The organism is Rhodoferax ferrireducens (genome assembly GCF_003347515.1).
Classification (GTDB): Bacteria; Pseudomonadota; Gammaproteobacteria; order Burkholderiales; family Burkholderiaceae_C; genus Rhodoferax.
This window is the reverse complement of sequence record NZ_QEII01000324.1, coordinates 109,108-126,442: the sequence shown is the minus strand read 5'-3', so window position 1 is coordinate 126,442 and position 17,335 is coordinate 109,108. Positions and strand designations below refer to the sequence as shown.

Genomic DNA, 17,335 nt, shown 5'->3' with positions numbered 1-17,335 from the left:
ACAGACGCAATTTGGATTTGCAAAAGTGCCTTGGCCATGCTATTGTATCGTTCATCACATTTTGCGATATTTGCTACATGAACACCTGGCTTGTACTGACGGCAACCCTTCCGACCCATCCCAGCGCGCTGCGTGTGCGGGTGTGGCGGGCACTTAAAACGACGGGCGCCGGAACGCTGCGCGAGGGGGTTTACCTGCTTCCCTCCAGCGCACCCACGGCACAGGCGCTGTGGGATATTGAGCGGCTTATTCAGGAGAGCGGCGTTGACGCCCACATGCTCGTCGTCACGGCGCGCGACGACGTTCAGGAGAAGAATTTTCGCGGGCTATTCGACCGCACTGAGCTCTACACCGAGCTGCTTCAGTCCATCAAGGAAACCCGCAGCCGCATCAAAAAGGCCAGCGAAGCCGAGCTTCACAAGGTCTTGCGCGGGCTCGAACAGCAACTTCATGCCGTCCAGGCCAGTGACTTTTTCCCCGACCAGGCCCGCGACAAGGCCAGCGCTGCGTTGACCGCCTTGCGCGGCGAAATCGAGCGGCATTTGTCACCGGGCGAGCCCATCCCGCGTGCCGAGGCTATCCAGCGCCAGGCCCTTGAAGAATTCCAGGGCCGAACCTGGGCCACGCGCCAACGTCCGTGGGTCGACCGCCTCGCCAGTGCCTGGTTGATCCAGCGCTTCATCGACAAATCACCGAAGTTTATTTGGCTGAGAGACCCGAAAAAGTGTCCGAAAGCTGCGCTGGGTTTCGATTTCGACGACGCCAGATTCACCCACGTGGGCGACAAGGTGACGTTTGAAGTCCTGGCGCACACGTTTAGCCTGGAGGCCGATGTCGGACTCCAGCGCCTGGGTGAATTGGTGCATTACATCGACATCGGCGGCATCCCCGTTGACGAAGCCGCCGGCGTCGAGACCCTCGTGCGGGGACTCCAGGCGCAGCACGACAAGGACGACGCCTTGCTCTCTGCCTCGCTCTCCATTTTTGACGCCCTGTATACCGCCCTGAAGGTACGCCCATGAACTCGAACACCCTCACAGATACACCTCAAAGACTGAGCTTCGGCGAAGCTTTTTACTACTGGCTCAAACTGGGCTTCATCAGCTTTGGTGGCCCCGCCGGGCAGATCGCCATCATGCACGAGGACCTGGTTGAGCGAAAACGCTGGATATCCGAGAACCGCTTTCTGCATGCCTTGAATTACTGCATGCTGCTGCCTGGCCCCGAAGCCCAGCAATTGGCCATCTATATCGGATGGCTGATGCACCGGACCTGGGGCGGCATCGTCGCCGGCGTGCTGTTCGTGCTGCCCTCGCTGTTCATTCTCATCGGTCTGTCGTGGGTCTACATGGCTTATGGCAGCGTACCCGCCATTGCGGGCGTGTTCTATGGCATCAAGCCGGCGGTCACCGCCCTGGTGGCGCACGCGGCCTACCGGGTGGGCTCCCGGTCTTTGAAGAATGGCTGGCTAGGGGGTATCGCGGTGGCCGCATTTCTGGCCATCTTCGCCTTGCAAGTGCCCTTCCCTCTGATTGTGCTGGCCGCCGGCATCGTCGGCTACCTGGGTGGCCGATTTGCGCCGGCCAAGTTCACGGCAAGCGGTGGTCACGGCAAGGCAGTCAAGTCACTTGGCCCAGCCCTCATTGACGACCACACCCCGACGCCGGAGCATGCCCTGTTCAGCTGGCGGCGCTTCAGCCGGGTACTCGCCGTATGCCTGGCCCTGTGGCTGGCCGGCATCGGTGCTTTGACTGCGGCCTATGGATGGGATTCTGTCCTGACACAGATGGGCTGGTTCTTCACCAAGGCGGCGCTGATGACCTTTGGCGGCGCCTATGCCGTGTTGCCGTACGTGTTTCAGGGCGGGGTCGAACACTACCAGTGGTTGACGGCGCCGCAGATGATTGATGGCTTGGCCCTGGGCGAAACCACCCCCGGCCCGCTCATCATGGTGGTCTCGTTCGTGGGTTTTGTGGGCGGCTGGACCAAGGCCATTTTTGGCCCGGACGCGCTCTTGCTGTCAGGCGCCATCGCGGCCACGGTGGTGACCTTCTTCACCTTCCTGCCCTCCTTCCTCTTCATCTTTCTGGGCGCGCCCTTTATCGAGTCCACGCACGGCAAGCTGAAATTCACGGCGCCGCTCAGTGGCATCACGGCGGCCGTCGTCGGCGTCATCGTGAACCTGGCGGTGTTCTTCGCCTACCACGTGCTTTGGCCTCAGGGTCTGTCTGGTCATTTTGAATGGATGTCCGCGCTCATTGGCGTGTGCGCGGCCGTGGCCTTGTTTCGTTTCAAGGTCGGGGTCATTCCCGTCGTCTTGGCCTCCGGCCTGGCCGGCTTGGCCCTGACATTTCTGCCGCCCGTTTTAACCTGAGGAGATGCACATGGAAAATCGTATTCAAGACTTGCCTTTTGACCCTGCTGCATTGAGTGGTCTGTCCGAAAAACTACTGCGCAGCCATCACCAGAACAACTACGGTGGCGCCGTCAAACGGCTCAACGCCATTCGCACCCAGCTGACGGGGCTGTCGCCATCCGCTGCGCCCGGCTTCATGCTCAACGGACTCAAACGCGAAGAGCTCATGGCCACCAACTCCATGCTGCTGCACGAGCTGTATTTCGGCAGCCTCGGTGACGACGGCCGCACCATGGCGCCAGCCATGGCCTTGGCGCTGCAAGCCAGTTTCGGCAGCGTGGAGCGCTGGCGCGAAGAATTCATCGCCATGGGCAAGGCCTTGGGCGGCGGCTCGGGCTGGGTGCTGCTGGTATTCCAGCCACGGGACGGCTCGCTCGTGAACCAGTGGGCGGCTGACCACACGCATGCGCTGGCGGGTGGGGTGCCCCTGCTGGCGCTGGACATGTACGAGCACGCGTACCACATGGACTTTGGCGCAGCGGCGGGCAGCTACGTCGACGCCTTCATGGAGAACATCCAGTGGGACGCGGTCTATGAACGTTATCAGTCAGCCGTGCACGGGGCCAGTGAGCCCTATGGCGCGACGCAGGACGAGGTCGCCAGCGCCCTGGTGCTCGACGTGCGTCGTGCAGGCGTGTTCGAGGAGGCGACAACGCGGCTCGCCGGCGCCCACTGGCAGGACCCTGCCACTGTGGACAGTTGGGCCGGCACCTTGCCAGCCGACCGCGAGATCGTCGTCTACTGTGTCTACGGGCACGAAGTCGGGCGGGCCACGGCCATGAGATTGCGCGCGGCGGGCCTGCGTGCGCGCTATCTGCGCGGTGGCCTCGATGGTTGGCAAGCCGCCGGCCGTGCCGTCGAACCTAAAGGAGTTACATCATGAAATGGATCACGCGCGAGCGGCCCAAGATTGACCGCATTGCCTGCCCCTGGCTCATCAGCCGCTTCATCGACGACGCGCCGGAATTTTTGTACGTTCCCGCAAGCCGGGTACTGGAAATGGCCAGGCAGACGGGCGCCGTGCCCTACGACATCCCTGGCGTTGAAATGACGCACGTCGGGGACTTGTGCAGCTTCGATGCATTCCTCTTGAAATACGATCTGCGCGAGCCGGCGTTGCAGCAATTGGCGCTCATTGTTCGCGGCGCGGACACCTCACGGCTTGAGCTGACGCCACAGTCGGCTGGTCTTTACGCGCTATCGCTGGGTCTATCCCAAAATTTCAGTGATGACCATGAGATGCTCAAGCACGGCCTGGTGATGTATGACGCGCTCTATGCATGGTGCAAAGACTGCCAGGGTGAGGCTCACAATTGGCCTCCCAAGATGTAAGGACCCGGCTTTCTTGTAAGTTTGAAGTAAGTCATGAGAGTAATGCTGCACTGCAACATGAGTGCATCTGATGTATCCCTACAGCTTGGATTGGAGGACCTCCTTGGAGACCTGCAGTTCGCGCGCAGAAATGGCGACCTGGGTCGGCTTGCCTTGCTGGCCTATTGCGAAGTTCGGCGTTGGGCTCGCATGGCGGGGGAGCAAGAGCTGGCCAAGCATTCAGTGGAAATAATCAACAATATTCCGCATGCCAGCCGCGAACAGTTCATGGCCCAGGTCGACGAACTTATTGTCGAGCTGGAGCAAGCTCACTTCCGCGTGACGGGCCGGGTTCCCGACCTGCCGGCGTGATGCACACCGCACAATATTTGAATTCCGGAATTTTGGCGAACGGATCGAGCGCGGCGTTGGTCAGCAAATTGGCCGCTGCCTCGCGGTAGGCAAAAGGCATGAACACGGTGCCATCAGGCGTGCCGTCATCGCGGCGCAAACACACCGTCACGGCGCCGCGGCGCGAACGCAAACTGACCATCGCACCCGCCTCCACGCCCAGACGCGCCAGTTCACGGCCATTGACCGAGGCGGTGGCGACGGGCTCCAGCGCATCCAGCACCTGCGAGCGCCGCGTCATGCTGCCGGTGTGCCAGTGTTCCAGTTGCCGTCCGGTGATCAGCACCAGTGGATAGTCCGCATCCGGTTTTTCATCGGCCGGGATCAGCGTGGTCGGCACCAGATAGGCACGACCGTCGGACGTGGGAAAGTGGTCGGTGAACACGGTCGGCTGCCCCGGGTCGTCGGCACTCAAACAGGGGTAAGTCACACTGCCCTCGCGCTGCAGCCGGTCCCAGCTGATGCCGCCGATGGCCGCGTGCATGGCCTGGCGCATTTCTTCATAAACGGAAGCCACGCCGCTGTGCTCACCGCGGTAGTTCCAGATCAAACCCATGCGCTGGGCGATCTGCTGAATGATCCAGAGGTCAGGTTTGGCGTTGCCTGGCGGGTCGATGGCCTGCCGGCCCAGTTGCACCATGCGGTCAGTGTTGCTGACCGTGCCGGTTTTCTCGGGCCAGGCGGTGGCGGGCAGCACGACATCGGCCAGCCACGCGGTCTCGGTCATGAAAATATCCTGCACTACCAGATGCGTGAGCGAGGCCAAAGCATGGCGCGCGTGGTTCAGATCCGGGTCGCTCATGGCCGGGTTCTCGCCCATGATGTACATGCCACGCACCTTGTGCGGGTCGCTCTCGGGTGCGAGCGCCTTGTGCATGATTTCGACGACGGTGTAACCGGGCTGGTCGTCGAGTTTTGTGTCCCAAAAATTTTCAAACCAGTCATGCGCAGTCTTGTCGGTGACGCGCTGGTAGTTGGGGTACATCATGGGAATCAAGCCGGCATCACTCGCGCCCTGCACATTGTTCTGGCCGCGCAGCGGATGAAGGCCGGAGCCGGGCTTGCCAATCTGGCCGGTCACCATGCACAGCGCGATCAAGCTGCGCACGTTGTCGGTGCCGTGCACATGCTGGCTGATGCCCATGCCCCAGAAGATCATCGCCGCTTTGGCCTTGGCGTAGGCGCGCGCCACCTCGCGGATGGCGGCGGCCGGGACGCCGCAGACCGGCGCCATGGCCTCCGGGCTGAAGGCCAGCACATCCTCGCGCAGCGCCTCAAAATTGGCCACGCGCGCGGCGATGAAGGCGGGGTCGGTGAGAGCCTCTTCGATGACCGTGTGGATCATGGCGTTGATCAGCGCCACGTCGGTGTCGGCCTTGAACTGCAGCGTCCGCCACGCGTGTTTGTCCATGTCCGTGCCACGCGGGTCCGCCGTGACAATCTTCAGGCCGCGCTTGGCCGCGTTTTTCATCCAGGTGGCGGCGACCGGGTGGTTGCCCGCAGTGTTGGAGCCAATCACCAGAATCAGCTCGGCGTGCTCCACATCACTCACCTGGTTGCTCACGGCACCCGAACCCACGCCTTCGAGCAGCGCCGCCACGCTGGAGGCGTGGCACAGGCGTGTGCAGTGGTCCACGTTGTTGGAGCCGAAGCCGGTACGCACCAGTTTCTGGAACAGATAGGCCTCTTCGTTGCTGCCCTTGGCCGAGCCAAAACCGGCCAGCGACTTCGCGCCGAAGCTGTCGCGCAGCTGTTTGAGCGCGCCACCGGCCAGCGCCAGCGCCTCGTCCCAAGTGGCTTCGCGAAACACACTGGCCCAGTCCGCCGGGTCGCGCGTCACGGTCATATCCTTGGGCACGTCGGCACGCCGGATCAGCGGCTGTGTGAGCCGGTGTGGGTGATGTGCATAGTCGAAACCAAAACGGCCTTTGACGCACAGGCGGCCGTGGTTGGCCGGCCCGTCGCGGCCGTCAACCGCGACAATTTTGTTGTCCCGAACCTTGTAAGTCAGCAGGCAGCCGACACCGCAGAAGGGGCAGACCGAGTCCACGCTTTTATCCACCACCTGCGAGCCGATTAACGTCTTTGGCATCAGGGCGCCTGTCGGGCAGGCCTGCACACATTCGCCGCAGGCGACGCAGGTGCTGTCACCCATCAGAACCTTGAGGTCAAACACGATCTCGCTGTGGGCGCCGCGATGGGCGTAGCCGATGACATCGTTCACCTGCGCTTCGCGACAGGCCCGCACACAGCGGGTGCACTGGATGCAGGCGTCGAGGTTGACCAGCATGGCCGGATGCGAGGCATCAGCTGGGGGTTGTGCGCGGCGCAGGGCTTTGAGTTCGGGACGCACCGTGACACCCAGACGGGATGCCCAATCACTGAGTTCACCGTGCTGCTGCGACTCGTCCTGTTCGTTCCACTTGTAGCCGACATCCGGCAGGTCCGACAGCAGCATCTCGAGCACCATCTTCTGGCTTTTCAACGCGCGGTCGCTGTTGGCCTGCACCTCCATACCCGCCGCCACGGTTCGGCAGCAACTCGGCGCCAGTGTGCGTTCACCCTTGATCTCGACGACGCAGGCGCGGCAGTTGCCGTCGGCCCGCAGGCCATCCTTGAAACAGAGGTGCGGAATATCGACGCCATGGCGCTGCGCGGCTTTAAGAATGCTCTCCCCCTCAAACGCCTGAACAGTTTGCTGGTCGAGCTTAAATTCAACTATTGCGCGCGTGGCTTGTACCGGCATGACAGGCACCTTCATTCAAGCCACCTCCTGCGGAAAATATTTCTGCACGCAGCGCACCGGGTTCGGCGCCGCCTGCCCCAGGCCGCAGATGGAGGCGTCCGTCATGACCACGTTCAGGTCTTCCAGCGTGGCCTTGTCCCACACGGCCGCTTCCATCAGCTTGGCGGCCTTGGCGGTGCCGACGCGACACGGCGTGCACTGGCCGCAACTCTCGGCCGCAAAAAACCGCATCATGTTCAGGGCGGCATCGCGCGCCCGGTCGAACTGGCTGAGCACGATCACCGCCGCCGAGCCGATAAAGCAGCCATGGTCCTGCAGCGTGTCAAAGTCCAGAGGAAGGTGGTTGAGGCTGGCCGGCAGGATGCCACCGGAAGCGCCGCCCGGCAGATAGGCATAGAGCGTGTGCCCGTCCAGCATGCCGCCGCAATATTCGTCAATCAACTCCTGCACGCTGATGCCGGCAGGCGCCAACTTGACGCCCGGCAACTTGACCCGCCCGCTGACGCTGAACGAGCGCAGCCCTCGGCGGCCACGCCGGCCAAAGTCACCAAACCACTGCGGGCCGTTTTCAACAATGTTGCGCACCCAGTAAAGGGTCTCGAAGTTGTGCTGCAGCGTCGGTTGGCCAAACAGGCCAACCTGCGCCAGATAGGGCGGGCGCAAACGCGGCTCGCCCCGTTTGCCTTCAATGCTCTCGATCATGGCGGACTCTTCGCCGCAGATATAGGCGCCAGCGCCCCGGCGCAATTCGATGTAGGGCAGCGGACATGGTGGGTCGGCCTGCAAGGCCTCAAGTTCGCGCGTCAGCATCCGGCGCGCGTCGTGGTATTCGTCGCGCAGGTAGATGTAGCAGGCCTCGGTCCCGGTGACCTGGGCCGCAATCAGCATGCCTTCCAGAAAGCGGTGCGGGTCGCGCTCCAGGTAGGTACGGTCCTTGAAAGTGCCGGGCTCGCCTTCGTCGATGTTCACCGCCATCACCCGCGGCGCCGGCTGCTCACGCACGATGCGCCATTTGCGCCCGGCCGGAAATCCCGCACCACCCAGACCGCGCAGGCCCGAGTCTTCCATGGCGCGGATCACGCCCTCAGCCGGTTCCTCTCCATTCACCACGGCCGCGGCCAGCGCGTAGCCGCCCTGCTGGCGGTAAGCCTGAAACGCTATAAAATCAGTAGCTACCTGCGCATATTGAACGGGGGCTAGAGCCTTATTTGGCTCAAATTTCAAGACCTCGTTAGCAGCCAGCAGCACCGAAGGCACATCCGCATGCGGCACCGCCCTTTGGCCCACCAGCACGGCCGGCGCCTGTTCGCAGCGGCCCAGACAGGGTGCAGCCACCACGCGCACGGCATCGCCTAGTAAAGCGGGCAGGCGGGCCATCAGCTCGGCCGAGCCGGCCATCGCGCAACTCAGGCTGTCGCACACCCGCACCGTCAGAGCGGGGGGGATCTGGCCATCGCGCATCACCTCGAAGTGGTGGTAAAAACTGGCCACCTCGTAGACCTCGGCCATGGACAATTTCATGTCGCTGGCCAGCGCCACCAGGTGGCGCTCGAACAGGCCGTGGTAGTGGTCGTTGAGCAGGTGCAAATGCTCGATCAGCAAATCTCGTCGGTGTCCGCCGGGCGGCGGCGCACCCAGCAGGGCGCGCAGTTCCTGCAGCGCCGCGTCGTCCACCTGCCGGCCTTTGAGCTGCGAGACACGCCGGGCTGACCGGCGCAGCTGCTCCGGCGTCGCAAGCACCACCATGCCGGCTTCAACGAGGGGCAAAGTGACAGGGTCCATGGAGGTGGAGCTTAGCAAGTCACTGGAGAATGGCAAGGCCCCTGTTCAGGTGTCTTTCGAGATTTTGATGGACGGAAACTTGGATGAGAAATCCTTGTTTTTCGCCGCAATCGACACCGCCACCTTGCGCGCCACGGCCTTGTAAATGGCGGCCACTTCGCCATCGGGGTCGGACACCACCGTGGGCTTGCCATTGTCGGCCTGCAGCCGGATCTGCATGTCCAGCGGCAAGGCGCCCAAATAATCCATGCTGTAGTCGGCCGCCATTTTTTTGCCGCCGTCGGCGCCAAATATATGTTCCACATGGCCGCAATTGCTGCACACATGGACCGCCATGTTTTCCACGATACCCAGAATCGGCACGCCGACTTTCTCGAACATCTTGATGCCTTTTTTGGCGTCCAACAGCGCGATGTCCTGCGGCGTGGTCACCACAATGGCGCCGGTCATGGGCACGCGTTGTGACAGGGTCAGCTGAATGTCGCCGGTGCCGGGCGGCATGTCGACGATCAGATAGTCGAGATCGCGCCAGTTGGTCTGGCGCAGCAGCTGCTCCAGCGCCTGGGTCGCCATGGGGCCGCGCCAGATCATGGCTTCGTCCTGCGCCACCAGGAAACCGATGGACATGACCTGCACGCCATAATTTTCCAGCGGCTCCATGGTCTGCCCGTCTTCACTCTCGGGCTTGCCGGTGATGCCCATCATCATGGGCACGCTGGGTCCGTAGATGTCGGCATCGAGCAGGCCGACACTGGCGCCCTCGGCGGCCAGCGCCAGCGCCAGATTCACGGCCGTCGTGCTCTTGCCCACGCCGCCCTTGCCGGACGCCACCGCCACAATGTTTTTCACCTTGGGCAACAACTGCACGCCGCGCTGCACCGAGTGCGGCACGATTTTCATGTTGACGTTGACCGACACGTTGTCGACCCCGGCCACCTCTTTGGCAGCGGCAATCAGGGCTTTGCGAAAGCCGGGGATCTGGCTCTTGGCGGGGTAGCCCAGCTCCACGTCGAACGCCACGTCACCGTCGGTGAGGGTCAAGTTCTTGATGGACTTGGAGGACACAAAGTCCCGTCCGGTATTGGGGTCGATCACACTCTTGAGTGCGTCCATCAGCGTCTGTTCGGTCACGGCCATTGATTTCTCCTTGAAGCCGCTAGTCTAGCGAAGACCAGTCTGACCTTGTCAGCGTAGGAGAATTGGGGTTTACCCGTGAAAGCAGGGCTGCGTTGCGTTTTGGCGCTCTGGCCCTCCCCGCCCACGTTGATAATGTTTCGATGCCGAATGCTTTGATCCCCGCGCCCCTCACGACACCGACCACCGGGCTGTTGCTGACGGGTGGCGGCGCGCGCGCAGCCTATCAGGTCGGCGTGCTGGAGGCCATTGCCGACATGCGAAAAGAGGCCGGCGCATTCGCCCAGCCCAACCCGTTTCCCATCATCACCGGCACCTCGGCCGGCGCCATCAATGCTGCGGCCCTGGCCTGTGGCGCAGATGATTTCGATGGCACCGTGCGTCGCATCGTCGATGTCTGGAAAAACTTCGAGGCACATCAGGTCTACCGCGCCGACTCCCTGAGCATGTTGCGCTCCGGCGCCCGCTGGATGACCTTGCTGTCGCTGGGCTGGCTGCTGGCCAAATGGCGACGCGTGAAACCACGCTCCCTGCTGGACAACGCCCCGCTGGAGGAACTGCTGGCCAGCATGGTGCCCCTGGAGCGCTTGCCTGAATTGATCAGACTCGGGCATGTTCAGGCGCTGGCGGTCACAGCCTCCAGCTACAGCTCGGGGGACCACTTCACTTTTTTCGAAGGTCATGCGGGGCTGACGCCCTGGGTGCGCTCGGCGCGCCGCTCGGTGCGGGACCACATCACGCATGCGCACCTGCTGGCGTCGTCGGCGATTCCCTTCGTGTTTCCGGCGGCACCCCTGCAGATCGACGGACAGACCGAGTATTTTGGCGATGGTTCCATGCGCCAGTCGGCACCCATTTCTCCCGCTATTCACTTGGGCGCAAGCCGCATCATGGTGGTGGGCGCCGGGCGCGTGCACGAACCCAAGAGCGAGGCCCATCTGCACAACAACAGCAGCTATCCCTCGCTGGCGCAGATTGCCGGACACGCTTTGTCCAGCATTTTTCTCGATTCCCTGGCGGTGGACGTGGAGCGGGTGCGCCGCATCAACCAGACCCTGTCCCTCGTACCCCCCGAGGCGCGCAGTGGCAGTGCCCTGCGACCGGTGGAGCTGCTGGTGATCTCGCCCTCGCAGCGGCTGGACGCCATTGCCGCCCGCCATGTGGGCGATCTGCCGCCGGCCGTGCGCACCATGCTCGGCGGCGTAGGCGTCTCGTCAGACAAAGCCGACGTCAAAGGTGCGGCGCTGGCCAGCTACCTGCTGTTTGAGCGTCGCTTCACCCAGGAGCTGATGGCGCTGGGCTATGCCGATGCGCAAAAGCAACAAAGCGAGGTCTGTGCTTTTTTTGGCTGGGCGGCGCCCCAACCGGCCACGCGCGAGGCCCAAGCCGGCGACCAACCCATGATCGAACGCCGCCGCGATCCGCTGCGCTTGCCCTAGACGCGAGCAAGTGCTCAGCCGTGCGCCCCGCCCTGCGGCGCACGCGGCAAGCCTTCGCCATTGGTGTATTCCGCCAGAAAATCCAGAAAACGGCGCACCGCCGGCACCATGCCCCGGCGCGAGGGATAGACAGCATGGAACACGCCGGGACGCGGCGCCCAGCCCGGCAGCGCCGAGACCAGGCGCCCATCCTGCATTTCCTCGGCACACATGTAGTCGGGCAGGATGCACATGCCGGTGCCGCACACCACGGCGAACTTCAGGGTCAGCAAATCGTCTGCCACGTAGCGCGGCTGGTGCACCAGCACATGGCTCGCGCCACCCGGCCCCACCAACGGCCAGCTGGCTCGGCCGTCGATGGCCGACATGCTGACCGTGTCCAGGCGCGTGAGGTCGTCCGGCGACACCGGCTGGCCCTGGCGCTGGAGCTGCGCGGGGCTGGCAACCAGAAATGTTTGCGTCAGGCCCAGGTTCTTGACCACCAGGCTGCCGCTGTCGTCCAGCGTAGGACGCACGCGCAAGGCCACATCGACGCCTTCCTCCACCAGATCAACGACGCGATTGTTGACCCGCATATCCATCTTCACCAGCGGATAACGCGCCAGAAACAAAGCCATGATGGGCCCCACGGTGCTCTGCGCCAGGGTCACCGGGCAAGCCACGCGAATGGTGCCGCGCGGTTCGGTCTGCGCCTGCTCCACCGCCTCGGCGGCGGCCTCGGCGTCTTCGCGCATGGCCACGCAGTGGCGGTGGTACACCTCCCCCACCTCAGTCAACGAGAGCTTGCGTGTGGTGCGCTGCAACAGGCGCACGCCCAAGCGCGCCTCCAGTTCGGCCACGCGACGCGACAGTCTGGATTTGGGCAGCCCCAAAGAGCGACCCGCCGCCGCAAAGCCACCGCGATCCACCACCTCGGCAAAGTACAGCATGTCATTCAGGTCTTGCATTGACGACTCCATTGTTCTACTGACAGGACAATCTATCGCATTTTTGCCAACTTATCAAACATTCGATTCATCCGCACAATTACTCCATCGTTAACTACCCCGGAAGAATTCACCATGAAACTCCTGCATATCGACTCCAGCATCATGGGCGGCAACTCGGTTTCCCGCCAACTCACCCAAAACGCCGTGGAACAATGGCGCGCGAACCATCCCGGTACGGTCGTGGACTACCTGGACCTGGCCCAGGACACGCCCAGCCACCTGTCCGCTGAATCCCTGGGCTTTCGGTTGCCACCGCAGGCGGAGAGCCTGACGGACGGCCAGCGTCGCGAAAACGCCGTGTCGGAAGCCCTGGTCAGCCAGTTCCTGGCCGCTGACGTGATCGTGGTGGGCGCACCGCTGTACAACTTCAGCGTCCCCAGCCAGCTCAAGGCCTGGATCGACCGCATCGCCCAGGCCGGGCGCACTTTCACCTACACCGACAAAGGCCCCAAAGGCCTGGCCGGCGGCAAGACCGTGATCGTCGCCATCACCCGGGGCGGCTTCTATTCCAATAGCGAAGCCGGCCGCGCCATGGAACACCAGGAGAGCTATCTGCAAACCGTGTTCGGTTTTCTGGGCATCACCGATGTGCGTTTTGTGCGCGCCGAAGGTGTGGCGATGGGGGACGAAAAGAAGGCCGAAGCACTCGCTGGCGCTGCTGTCGAGACGCACGCCGCGACCCAGGTTGCCGCCAATCAGGACCGCAGCACGCTGGCCGCATAAGCCGCCTAGGCAGGTCCCAGCAAGGTTTGCGTGGGCTGCGCTGCTTCCGCGTGGCGCACCTTGAACACGCTGACGGCTGCAGCAAGGGCCTGCGCCTGCGTCTGCAGCGAGTTCGCCGCGCTGGCTGCGTCCCCCACCATGGCCGCATTCTGCTGGGTGACGTGGTCCATCTGGCCCATGGCCTGATTGACCTGTTCGATGCCGGTCTGCTGCGCCAGACCGGCGGCCGCAATCTCCGCAATGATGCTGCTGACACGCTGAATGCTGGTGACCACCTCATCCATGGTGGAGCCGGCATGGCCGACCAGGTGGGTACCGGCCTTGACCTTTTCCACCGAGTCGCCAATCAGGCCCTTGATGTCCTTGGCGGCGGCAGCGGCGCGCTGCGCCAGCGTGCGCACTTCGGCCGCGACCACGGCAAATCCACGCCCCTGTTCGCCGGCACGGGCCGCTTCCACCGCCGCATTCAAGGCCAGGATATTGGTCTGGAACGCAATGCTGTCGATGACGCCGGTGATGTCGGCGATCTTGCGGGACGAGCCGTTGATCGCTTCCATCGTGGTGACGACATCGGCGACCACGGCACCGCCGCGCTGGGCGGCCTCGGCGGTGGTGGCGAGTTGACTGGCACTGTGCGCGGCGTCCGCCGATTGTTTCAGGGTGCCGGTGAGTTGTGCCATGGACGCGGCGGTCAGCTTCAGGCTCGACGCCGCTTGTTCTGTGCGAGCGCTCAAATCCAGGTTACCCGATGACAGGCCCGCACTGGAGCTAGTGATCGAGTCGGTCGAGTTGCGGATGGCACCGAGCATTTCCAGGAACTTCCGGCGCATGTTTTCGACTTCGCCAATGAGGGCACCGATCTCGTCAGGATGGGTGGCGTGAAAAGGCCGGGTAAGGTCGCCGTTGGCGACCGCGGTCACGGCCTGGCCCATTTCGCGCAGCGGACGCGAAACATGGCCGCGCAGCAGCCACAAAAATGACAGGAATGCGATGGAGCAGGCGCCGGCCATCAGGGCGATGCTGGCCATGACCGCTCGCGGTGCCGTGGCAAGTATCTCGTCTCGACGGGCGTCAATCACCTTTTCAAGGTCGGCCACGATGGCGGCCAGCTTTTTGCCCGGATCGACATCCATGCCGCGCGCCGACGACATGGTGCCGTCCATGTCGAAATACTGCATGTACAGGCTGCGCAGCGTCCTGGCGCGTTTGCCGAGTTCGGCGTGCTGCTGCAAAAAAGCGTTGATTGCGCTGCGCACGGGGTCATCCGCAGCGCGCGCAAGCACGGCATTCATCGTGTCCTGAACGGTCTTTTCGTTGCGCTGAAAGTTCGCCCAGTGCTCTTCGGAAGAATCGGCCAGGCGTCCGAACACGATCGCGTCCTTCCACTCCCGCTGCTGGTCAGAGTACGCAACCCGGGCGTCGGACAGTCGGGCCCGGTCCGCCTCCAGCGCTGCCACTTCGGTCGCCAGCGACTGAATGGCACGCCATTCCAGATAGAGCCCGGTGCCCGCCGCCAGCAACACCAGGATCGTGCCACCTGCAGTGATCATCAGCAGCTTGGCGCGAATCGTCGAAAAAAATCCCAAGTTTCGCATTTGCGCTCCAAAAATTGCCCACCGCTTTGAAGCAGGTCAATGGGTTGACGGATCAAAAATCCGTAATTGACGCTTTGTTTGGTCTTGGGCAAAACTTTGGATGCCGGCTTTGCTCAAGCATCGCCACCATTTTCGCCCACGGCTGAATAGAAAACCCTGACTGAACACCGTTGAGAACTCAGTAGTTACCCGGGACATTTCAACAAAAATGTGCGGTTTGGACGACCCAAGACACGCCGAGACCTGATCCCACGATCCACGACCCGTGAAACGGTGCTCTTGCATGTAACATCCCTGACACTTCTATAGCAAGGTCACGGGCCAGGACAGGGTTTGCATGCATTTCAACTTCCTTAACTGGCACTCACTCAAGACAAGGGTGACGCTGTTCACGCTGGCCGTTTTCCTGATCAGCATCTGGTCGCTGGCGCTCTACGCCAGCCGCATGCTGCGCGGGGACATGCAGGTCCTTCTGGGTGAGCAGCAATTCTCCACCGTTTCTCTGGTCGCCGAACAGGTCAATGCCGAACTGGACAACCGGCTTCAGGCGCTGGCCAAAATTGCCGGCGAAATCACGCCGGCCATGCTGGGCGATGCGAATGCCCTTCAGGCACTTCTGGAACAACGTCCAATTTTCCAGAGCTTGTTCAATGGCGGCGTCCTCGCCCTGCGCCTTGATGGCACGGCCATGGCAGAAACACCAAGCCCGGGGCAACGCCTTGGCGTCAATTACATGGACGTCGACAGCGTGGCCGCCGCGCTCAAGCAGGACAAAGCGATGATCGGGCGGCCGGTCATTGGCAGGACGCTGCACGCGCCGGTTTTGGGCATGGCAAGGCCCATTCACGATGCGCAGGGCCGGGTCATCGGCGCCTTGTTTGGCGTAATCAACCTGGGCAAACCCAATTTTCTCGACAGGATCACGGAAAAACACTATGGCAAGACCGGCGGCTATTTGCTGACCGCGCCGCAGCACCAGCTGTTTGTGACCGCCACCGACAAGACCCGCACCATGCAGCCGACCCCCGCGACCGGCGTGAACCCCTTGTTTGACCGCTACATGCAGGGCCATGAAGGCCATGGTGTGTCCGTCAGTTCGCGCGGCATAGAGGAACTCACGGCGGTCAAGGGCATTCCGGTGGCAGGCTGGTTCATGGGGCTGGTGGTGAACACCGATGAGGTCTTTGCCCCGATTCGCGCCATGCAGCAACGCATGTTGCTGGCAACCGTCTTGCTCACCGTGCTGGCGGGTGGCCTGACCTGGTGGCTGATCTCATGGATGCTGCGGCGTCAGCTGTCACCCATGCTGGCGGCGGCGACAACACTGGCCACCCTGTCGGAGACCAAGCAGCCGGTGCAGCCCTTGCCCGTCACCCGGGAAGATGAAATCGGCGAACTGATCGGCAGTTTCAACCGGCTGCTCAACACCCTCAATGAGCGCGAGGCCTTGCTCAAGCAGATTCTGGATACATCCAGCGTCGCCATCTTTCTGGTGGACATGGACGGGCGCATCACGCAAGCCAACAAGCGCATGGCGGAAATGTTCAGATGCTCCCTGGACACCCTGCAGGGTGGTGAATACGTGGCCCTGCTGCATCCGGCCGAGCGCGAGAGCGGACGCCTCAATATGCGGGCGTTGCTGAGCAGCGAAGTGCCCTCGGTTGATGTGGACCGACTCTATTGGCGCCCCGACCAGACCCAGTTCTGGGGCCACCTGACGGGCAAACGTTTTTATGATGCCAACGGTGCCGACCGCGGCCTCATCGGCGTCATTGTTGACATCACGGCGCGCAGACTGGCCGAAGAAAAGCTCCAACTCGACGCCAGCGTCTTCACCCATGCCCACGAAGGCATCATGATTACCAGCGCTGACGGCACCATCATCGACGTCAACGAGGCCTTCTGTCGCATCACCGGCTACAGGCAGGACGAAGTCACCGGTCACAACCCGCGCATCTTGAGCTCCGGCCGTCAGGGCAAAGATTACTACGCCGCCATGTGGGCCGGCCTGCTCGACAAAGGCCACTGGTATGGCGAAATCTGGAACCGGCGCAAGACAGGCGAGGTGTACGCCGAGATGCAAACCATCAGCGCCGTGCGCGATGACCAGGGCCATACCCGGCAGTATGTGGCCTTGTTCTCTGACATCACTGAACGCAAACAGATGGAAGACCAGGTGCTGAAACTGGCGTTTTATGACCCCCTCACCCAACTGCCCAACCGCCGCCTGCTCAATGACCGGCTGCGCCAATCCATGGCGACCAGCAAGCGCACGGCCTGTTATGGCGCCGTGATGGTGCTTGATCTGGACAACTTCAAATCGCTAAACGACACGCACGGACACCTGGTGGGGGATTTACTGTTGATTGAGGCGGCAAGGCGCTTGCAGGCTTGTGTGCGCGACGTGGACACCGTGGCGCGCTTTGGCGGCGATGAGTTTGTGGTGATGCTGAGCAATTTGAGCTCGGACAAAACCGAATCGGCCTCACAAGCCCGCCACATCGCCGAGAAAATTCGCATCGCCTTGGCCGAGCCCTACCTGCTGACCATCGGCCACGATAGCAAGGCCGCGACCCGGGTCGAACACCAATGCACTGCCAGCATCGGCGTGGTCCTGTTTTTCAACCATGAAGCGAGCCAGGACGACATCCTCAAGTGGGCGGACACGGCGATGTACCGGGCCAAGGACGAAGGGCGCAACCGGGTTCGCTTTCACGACTCGGCTGCTGGAATGACGGCAACGAGGTCCAAACCAGACGGTCTGCCTGCAGAGTGAACAGGTGGGGGTG

The 17,335-nt window shown here is 62.6% G+C and carries 13 protein-coding genes; 8 read left to right on the top strand and 5 right to left on the bottom strand.

What is annotated here, in order from left to right; genetic code table 11:
* Positions 1–77: 77 nt before the first annotated feature.
* Genes C5P05_RS31170 through C5P05_RS33950 form a run of 5 tightly spaced genes read left to right on the top strand, consistent with a single transcriptional unit; the run spans position 78 to position 4,099 of the window.
* Complete coding sequence (locus C5P05_RS31170; protein ID WP_157979498.1) at positions 78–1,022, top strand: chromate resistance protein ChrB domain-containing protein; 945 nt, start codon at positions 78–80, stop codon at positions 1,020–1,022.
* A complete protein-coding gene (chrA, locus tag C5P05_RS31165) occupies positions 1,019–2,374 on the top strand; it encodes a chromate efflux transporter (RefSeq protein WP_114973754.1) in 1,356 nt (451 codons plus the stop codon). The genes C5P05_RS31170 and chrA overlap by 4 nt, the downstream gene beginning before the upstream one ends.
* Positions 2,375–2,384: 10 nt before the next feature.
* Entirely contained in the window at positions 2,385–3,299 is a 915-nt protein-coding gene (locus C5P05_RS31160) for a Fe-Mn family superoxide dismutase (protein ID WP_114973753.1), read from the top strand.
* Positions 3,296–3,748 (top strand): chromate resistance protein ChrB domain-containing protein, encoded by a 453-nt coding sequence (locus C5P05_RS31155; protein WP_114973752.1) that lies wholly within the window; start codon positions 3,296–3,298, stop codon positions 3,746–3,748. The genes C5P05_RS31160 and C5P05_RS31155 overlap by 4 nt, the downstream gene beginning before the upstream one ends.
* 57 nt (positions 3,749–3,805) lie before the next feature.
* Entirely contained in the window at positions 3,806–4,099 is a 294-nt protein-coding gene (locus tag C5P05_RS33950; protein ID WP_157979497.1) for a hypothetical protein, read from the top strand.
* Here the strand turns inward: C5P05_RS33950 and fdhF are convergent.
* Genes fdhF through apbC form a run of 3 tightly spaced genes read right to left on the bottom strand, consistent with a single transcriptional unit; the run spans position 4,035 to position 9,803 of the window.
* On the bottom strand, positions 4,035–6,899 hold the full coding sequence (gene fdhF / locus C5P05_RS31150) for a formate dehydrogenase subunit alpha (RefSeq protein ID WP_114973751.1): 2,865 nt from the start codon (positions 6,897–6,899) through the stop codon (positions 4,035–4,037). The two genes, C5P05_RS33950 and fdhF, sit on opposite strands and share 65 nt — an antisense overlap.
* On the bottom strand, positions 6,900–8,666 hold the full coding sequence (locus C5P05_RS31145) for an NADH-ubiquinone oxidoreductase-F iron-sulfur binding region domain-containing protein (RefSeq protein WP_232834743.1): 1,767 nt from the start codon (positions 8,664–8,666) through the stop codon (positions 6,900–6,902).
* Positions 8,667–8,711: 45 nt separating this feature from the next.
* A complete protein-coding gene (apbC, locus tag C5P05_RS31140) occupies positions 8,712–9,803 on the bottom strand; it encodes an iron-sulfur cluster carrier protein ApbC (RefSeq protein WP_114973749.1) in 1,092 nt (363 codons plus the stop codon).
* 140 nt (positions 9,804–9,943) lie between these two features.
* Between apbC and C5P05_RS31135 the strand changes: the two genes are divergently transcribed.
* Positions 9,944–11,239 (top strand): patatin-like phospholipase family protein, encoded by a 1,296-nt coding sequence (locus C5P05_RS31135; protein ID WP_114973748.1) that lies wholly within the window; start codon positions 9,944–9,946, stop codon positions 11,237–11,239.
* A 14-nt stretch (positions 11,240–11,253) separates the two neighbouring features.
* Here C5P05_RS31135 and C5P05_RS31130 read toward each other — a convergent pair whose 3' ends face one another.
* Positions 11,254–12,186: a LysR substrate-binding domain-containing protein gene (locus C5P05_RS31130; RefSeq protein ID WP_114973747.1), complete on the bottom strand. Its 933-nt coding sequence runs from the start codon at positions 12,184–12,186 to the stop codon at positions 11,254–11,256.
* A 114-nt stretch (positions 12,187–12,300) separates the two neighbouring features.
* On the opposite strand from C5P05_RS31130, the gene C5P05_RS31125 reads away from it, so the two are divergent.
* The gene (locus C5P05_RS31125; protein WP_114973746.1) at positions 12,301–12,951 is read left to right on the top strand and encodes an FMN-dependent NADH-azoreductase; all 651 of its coding nucleotides are present in this window, start codon (positions 12,301–12,303) and stop codon (positions 12,949–12,951) included.
* A 5-nt stretch (positions 12,952–12,956) separates the two neighbouring features.
* Here the strand turns inward: C5P05_RS31125 and C5P05_RS31120 are convergent, their stop codons facing one another.
* Entirely contained in the window at positions 12,957–14,546 is a 1,590-nt protein-coding gene (locus C5P05_RS31120; RefSeq protein ID WP_114973745.1) for a methyl-accepting chemotaxis protein, read from the bottom strand.
* Positions 14,547–14,883: 337 nt separating this feature from the next.
* Here C5P05_RS31120 and C5P05_RS31115 point away from each other — a divergent pair, with 337 nt between their 5' ends.
* A complete protein-coding gene (locus tag C5P05_RS31115; protein WP_114973744.1) occupies positions 14,884–17,322 on the top strand; it encodes a diguanylate cyclase domain-containing protein in 2,439 nt (812 codons plus the stop codon).
* Positions 17,323–17,335 lie beyond the last annotated feature (13 nt).

Bases quoted from the DNA above. Each gene is read 5' to 3' on its own strand.
- C5P05_RS31120 (WP_114973745.1), bottom strand. From the start codon at position 14,546: ATGCGAAACTTGGGATTTTTTTCGACGATTCGCGCCAAGCTGCTGATG.
- C5P05_RS31155 (WP_114973752.1), top strand. From the start codon at position 3,296: ATGAAATGGATCACGCGCGAGCGGCCCAAGATTGACCGCATTGCCTGC.
- fdhF (WP_114973751.1), bottom strand. From the start codon at position 6,899: ATGAAGGTGCCTGTCATGCCGGTACAAGCCACGCGCGCAATAGTTGAA.
- C5P05_RS33950 (WP_157979497.1), top strand. From the start codon at position 3,806: ATGAGTGCATCTGATGTATCCCTACAGCTTGGATTGGAGGACCTCCTT.
- C5P05_RS31145 (WP_232834743.1), bottom strand. From the start codon at position 8,666: ATGGACCCTGTCACTTTGCCCCTCGTTGAAGCCGGCATGGTGGTGCTT.
- C5P05_RS31115 (WP_114973744.1), top strand. From the start codon at position 14,884: ATGCATTTCAACTTCCTTAACTGGCACTCACTCAAGACAAGGGTGACG.
- C5P05_RS31160 (WP_114973753.1), top strand. From the start codon at position 2,385: ATGGAAAATCGTATTCAAGACTTGCCTTTTGACCCTGCTGCATTGAGT.
- chrA (WP_114973754.1), top strand. From the start codon at position 1,019: ATGAACTCGAACACCCTCACAGATACACCTCAAAGACTGAGCTTCGGC.
- C5P05_RS31135 (WP_114973748.1), top strand. From the start codon at position 9,944: ATGCCGAATGCTTTGATCCCCGCGCCCCTCACGACACCGACCACCGGG.
- C5P05_RS31130 (WP_114973747.1), bottom strand. From the start codon at position 12,186: ATGCAAGACCTGAATGACATGCTGTACTTTGCCGAGGTGGTGGATCGC.
- C5P05_RS31125 (WP_114973746.1), top strand. From the start codon at position 12,301: ATGAAACTCCTGCATATCGACTCCAGCATCATGGGCGGCAACTCGGTT.
- apbC (WP_114973749.1), bottom strand. From the start codon at position 9,803: ATGGCCGTGACCGAACAGACGCTGATGGACGCACTCAAGAGTGTGATC.
- C5P05_RS31170 (WP_157979498.1), top strand. From the start codon at position 78: ATGAACACCTGGCTTGTACTGACGGCAACCCTTCCGACCCATCCCAGC.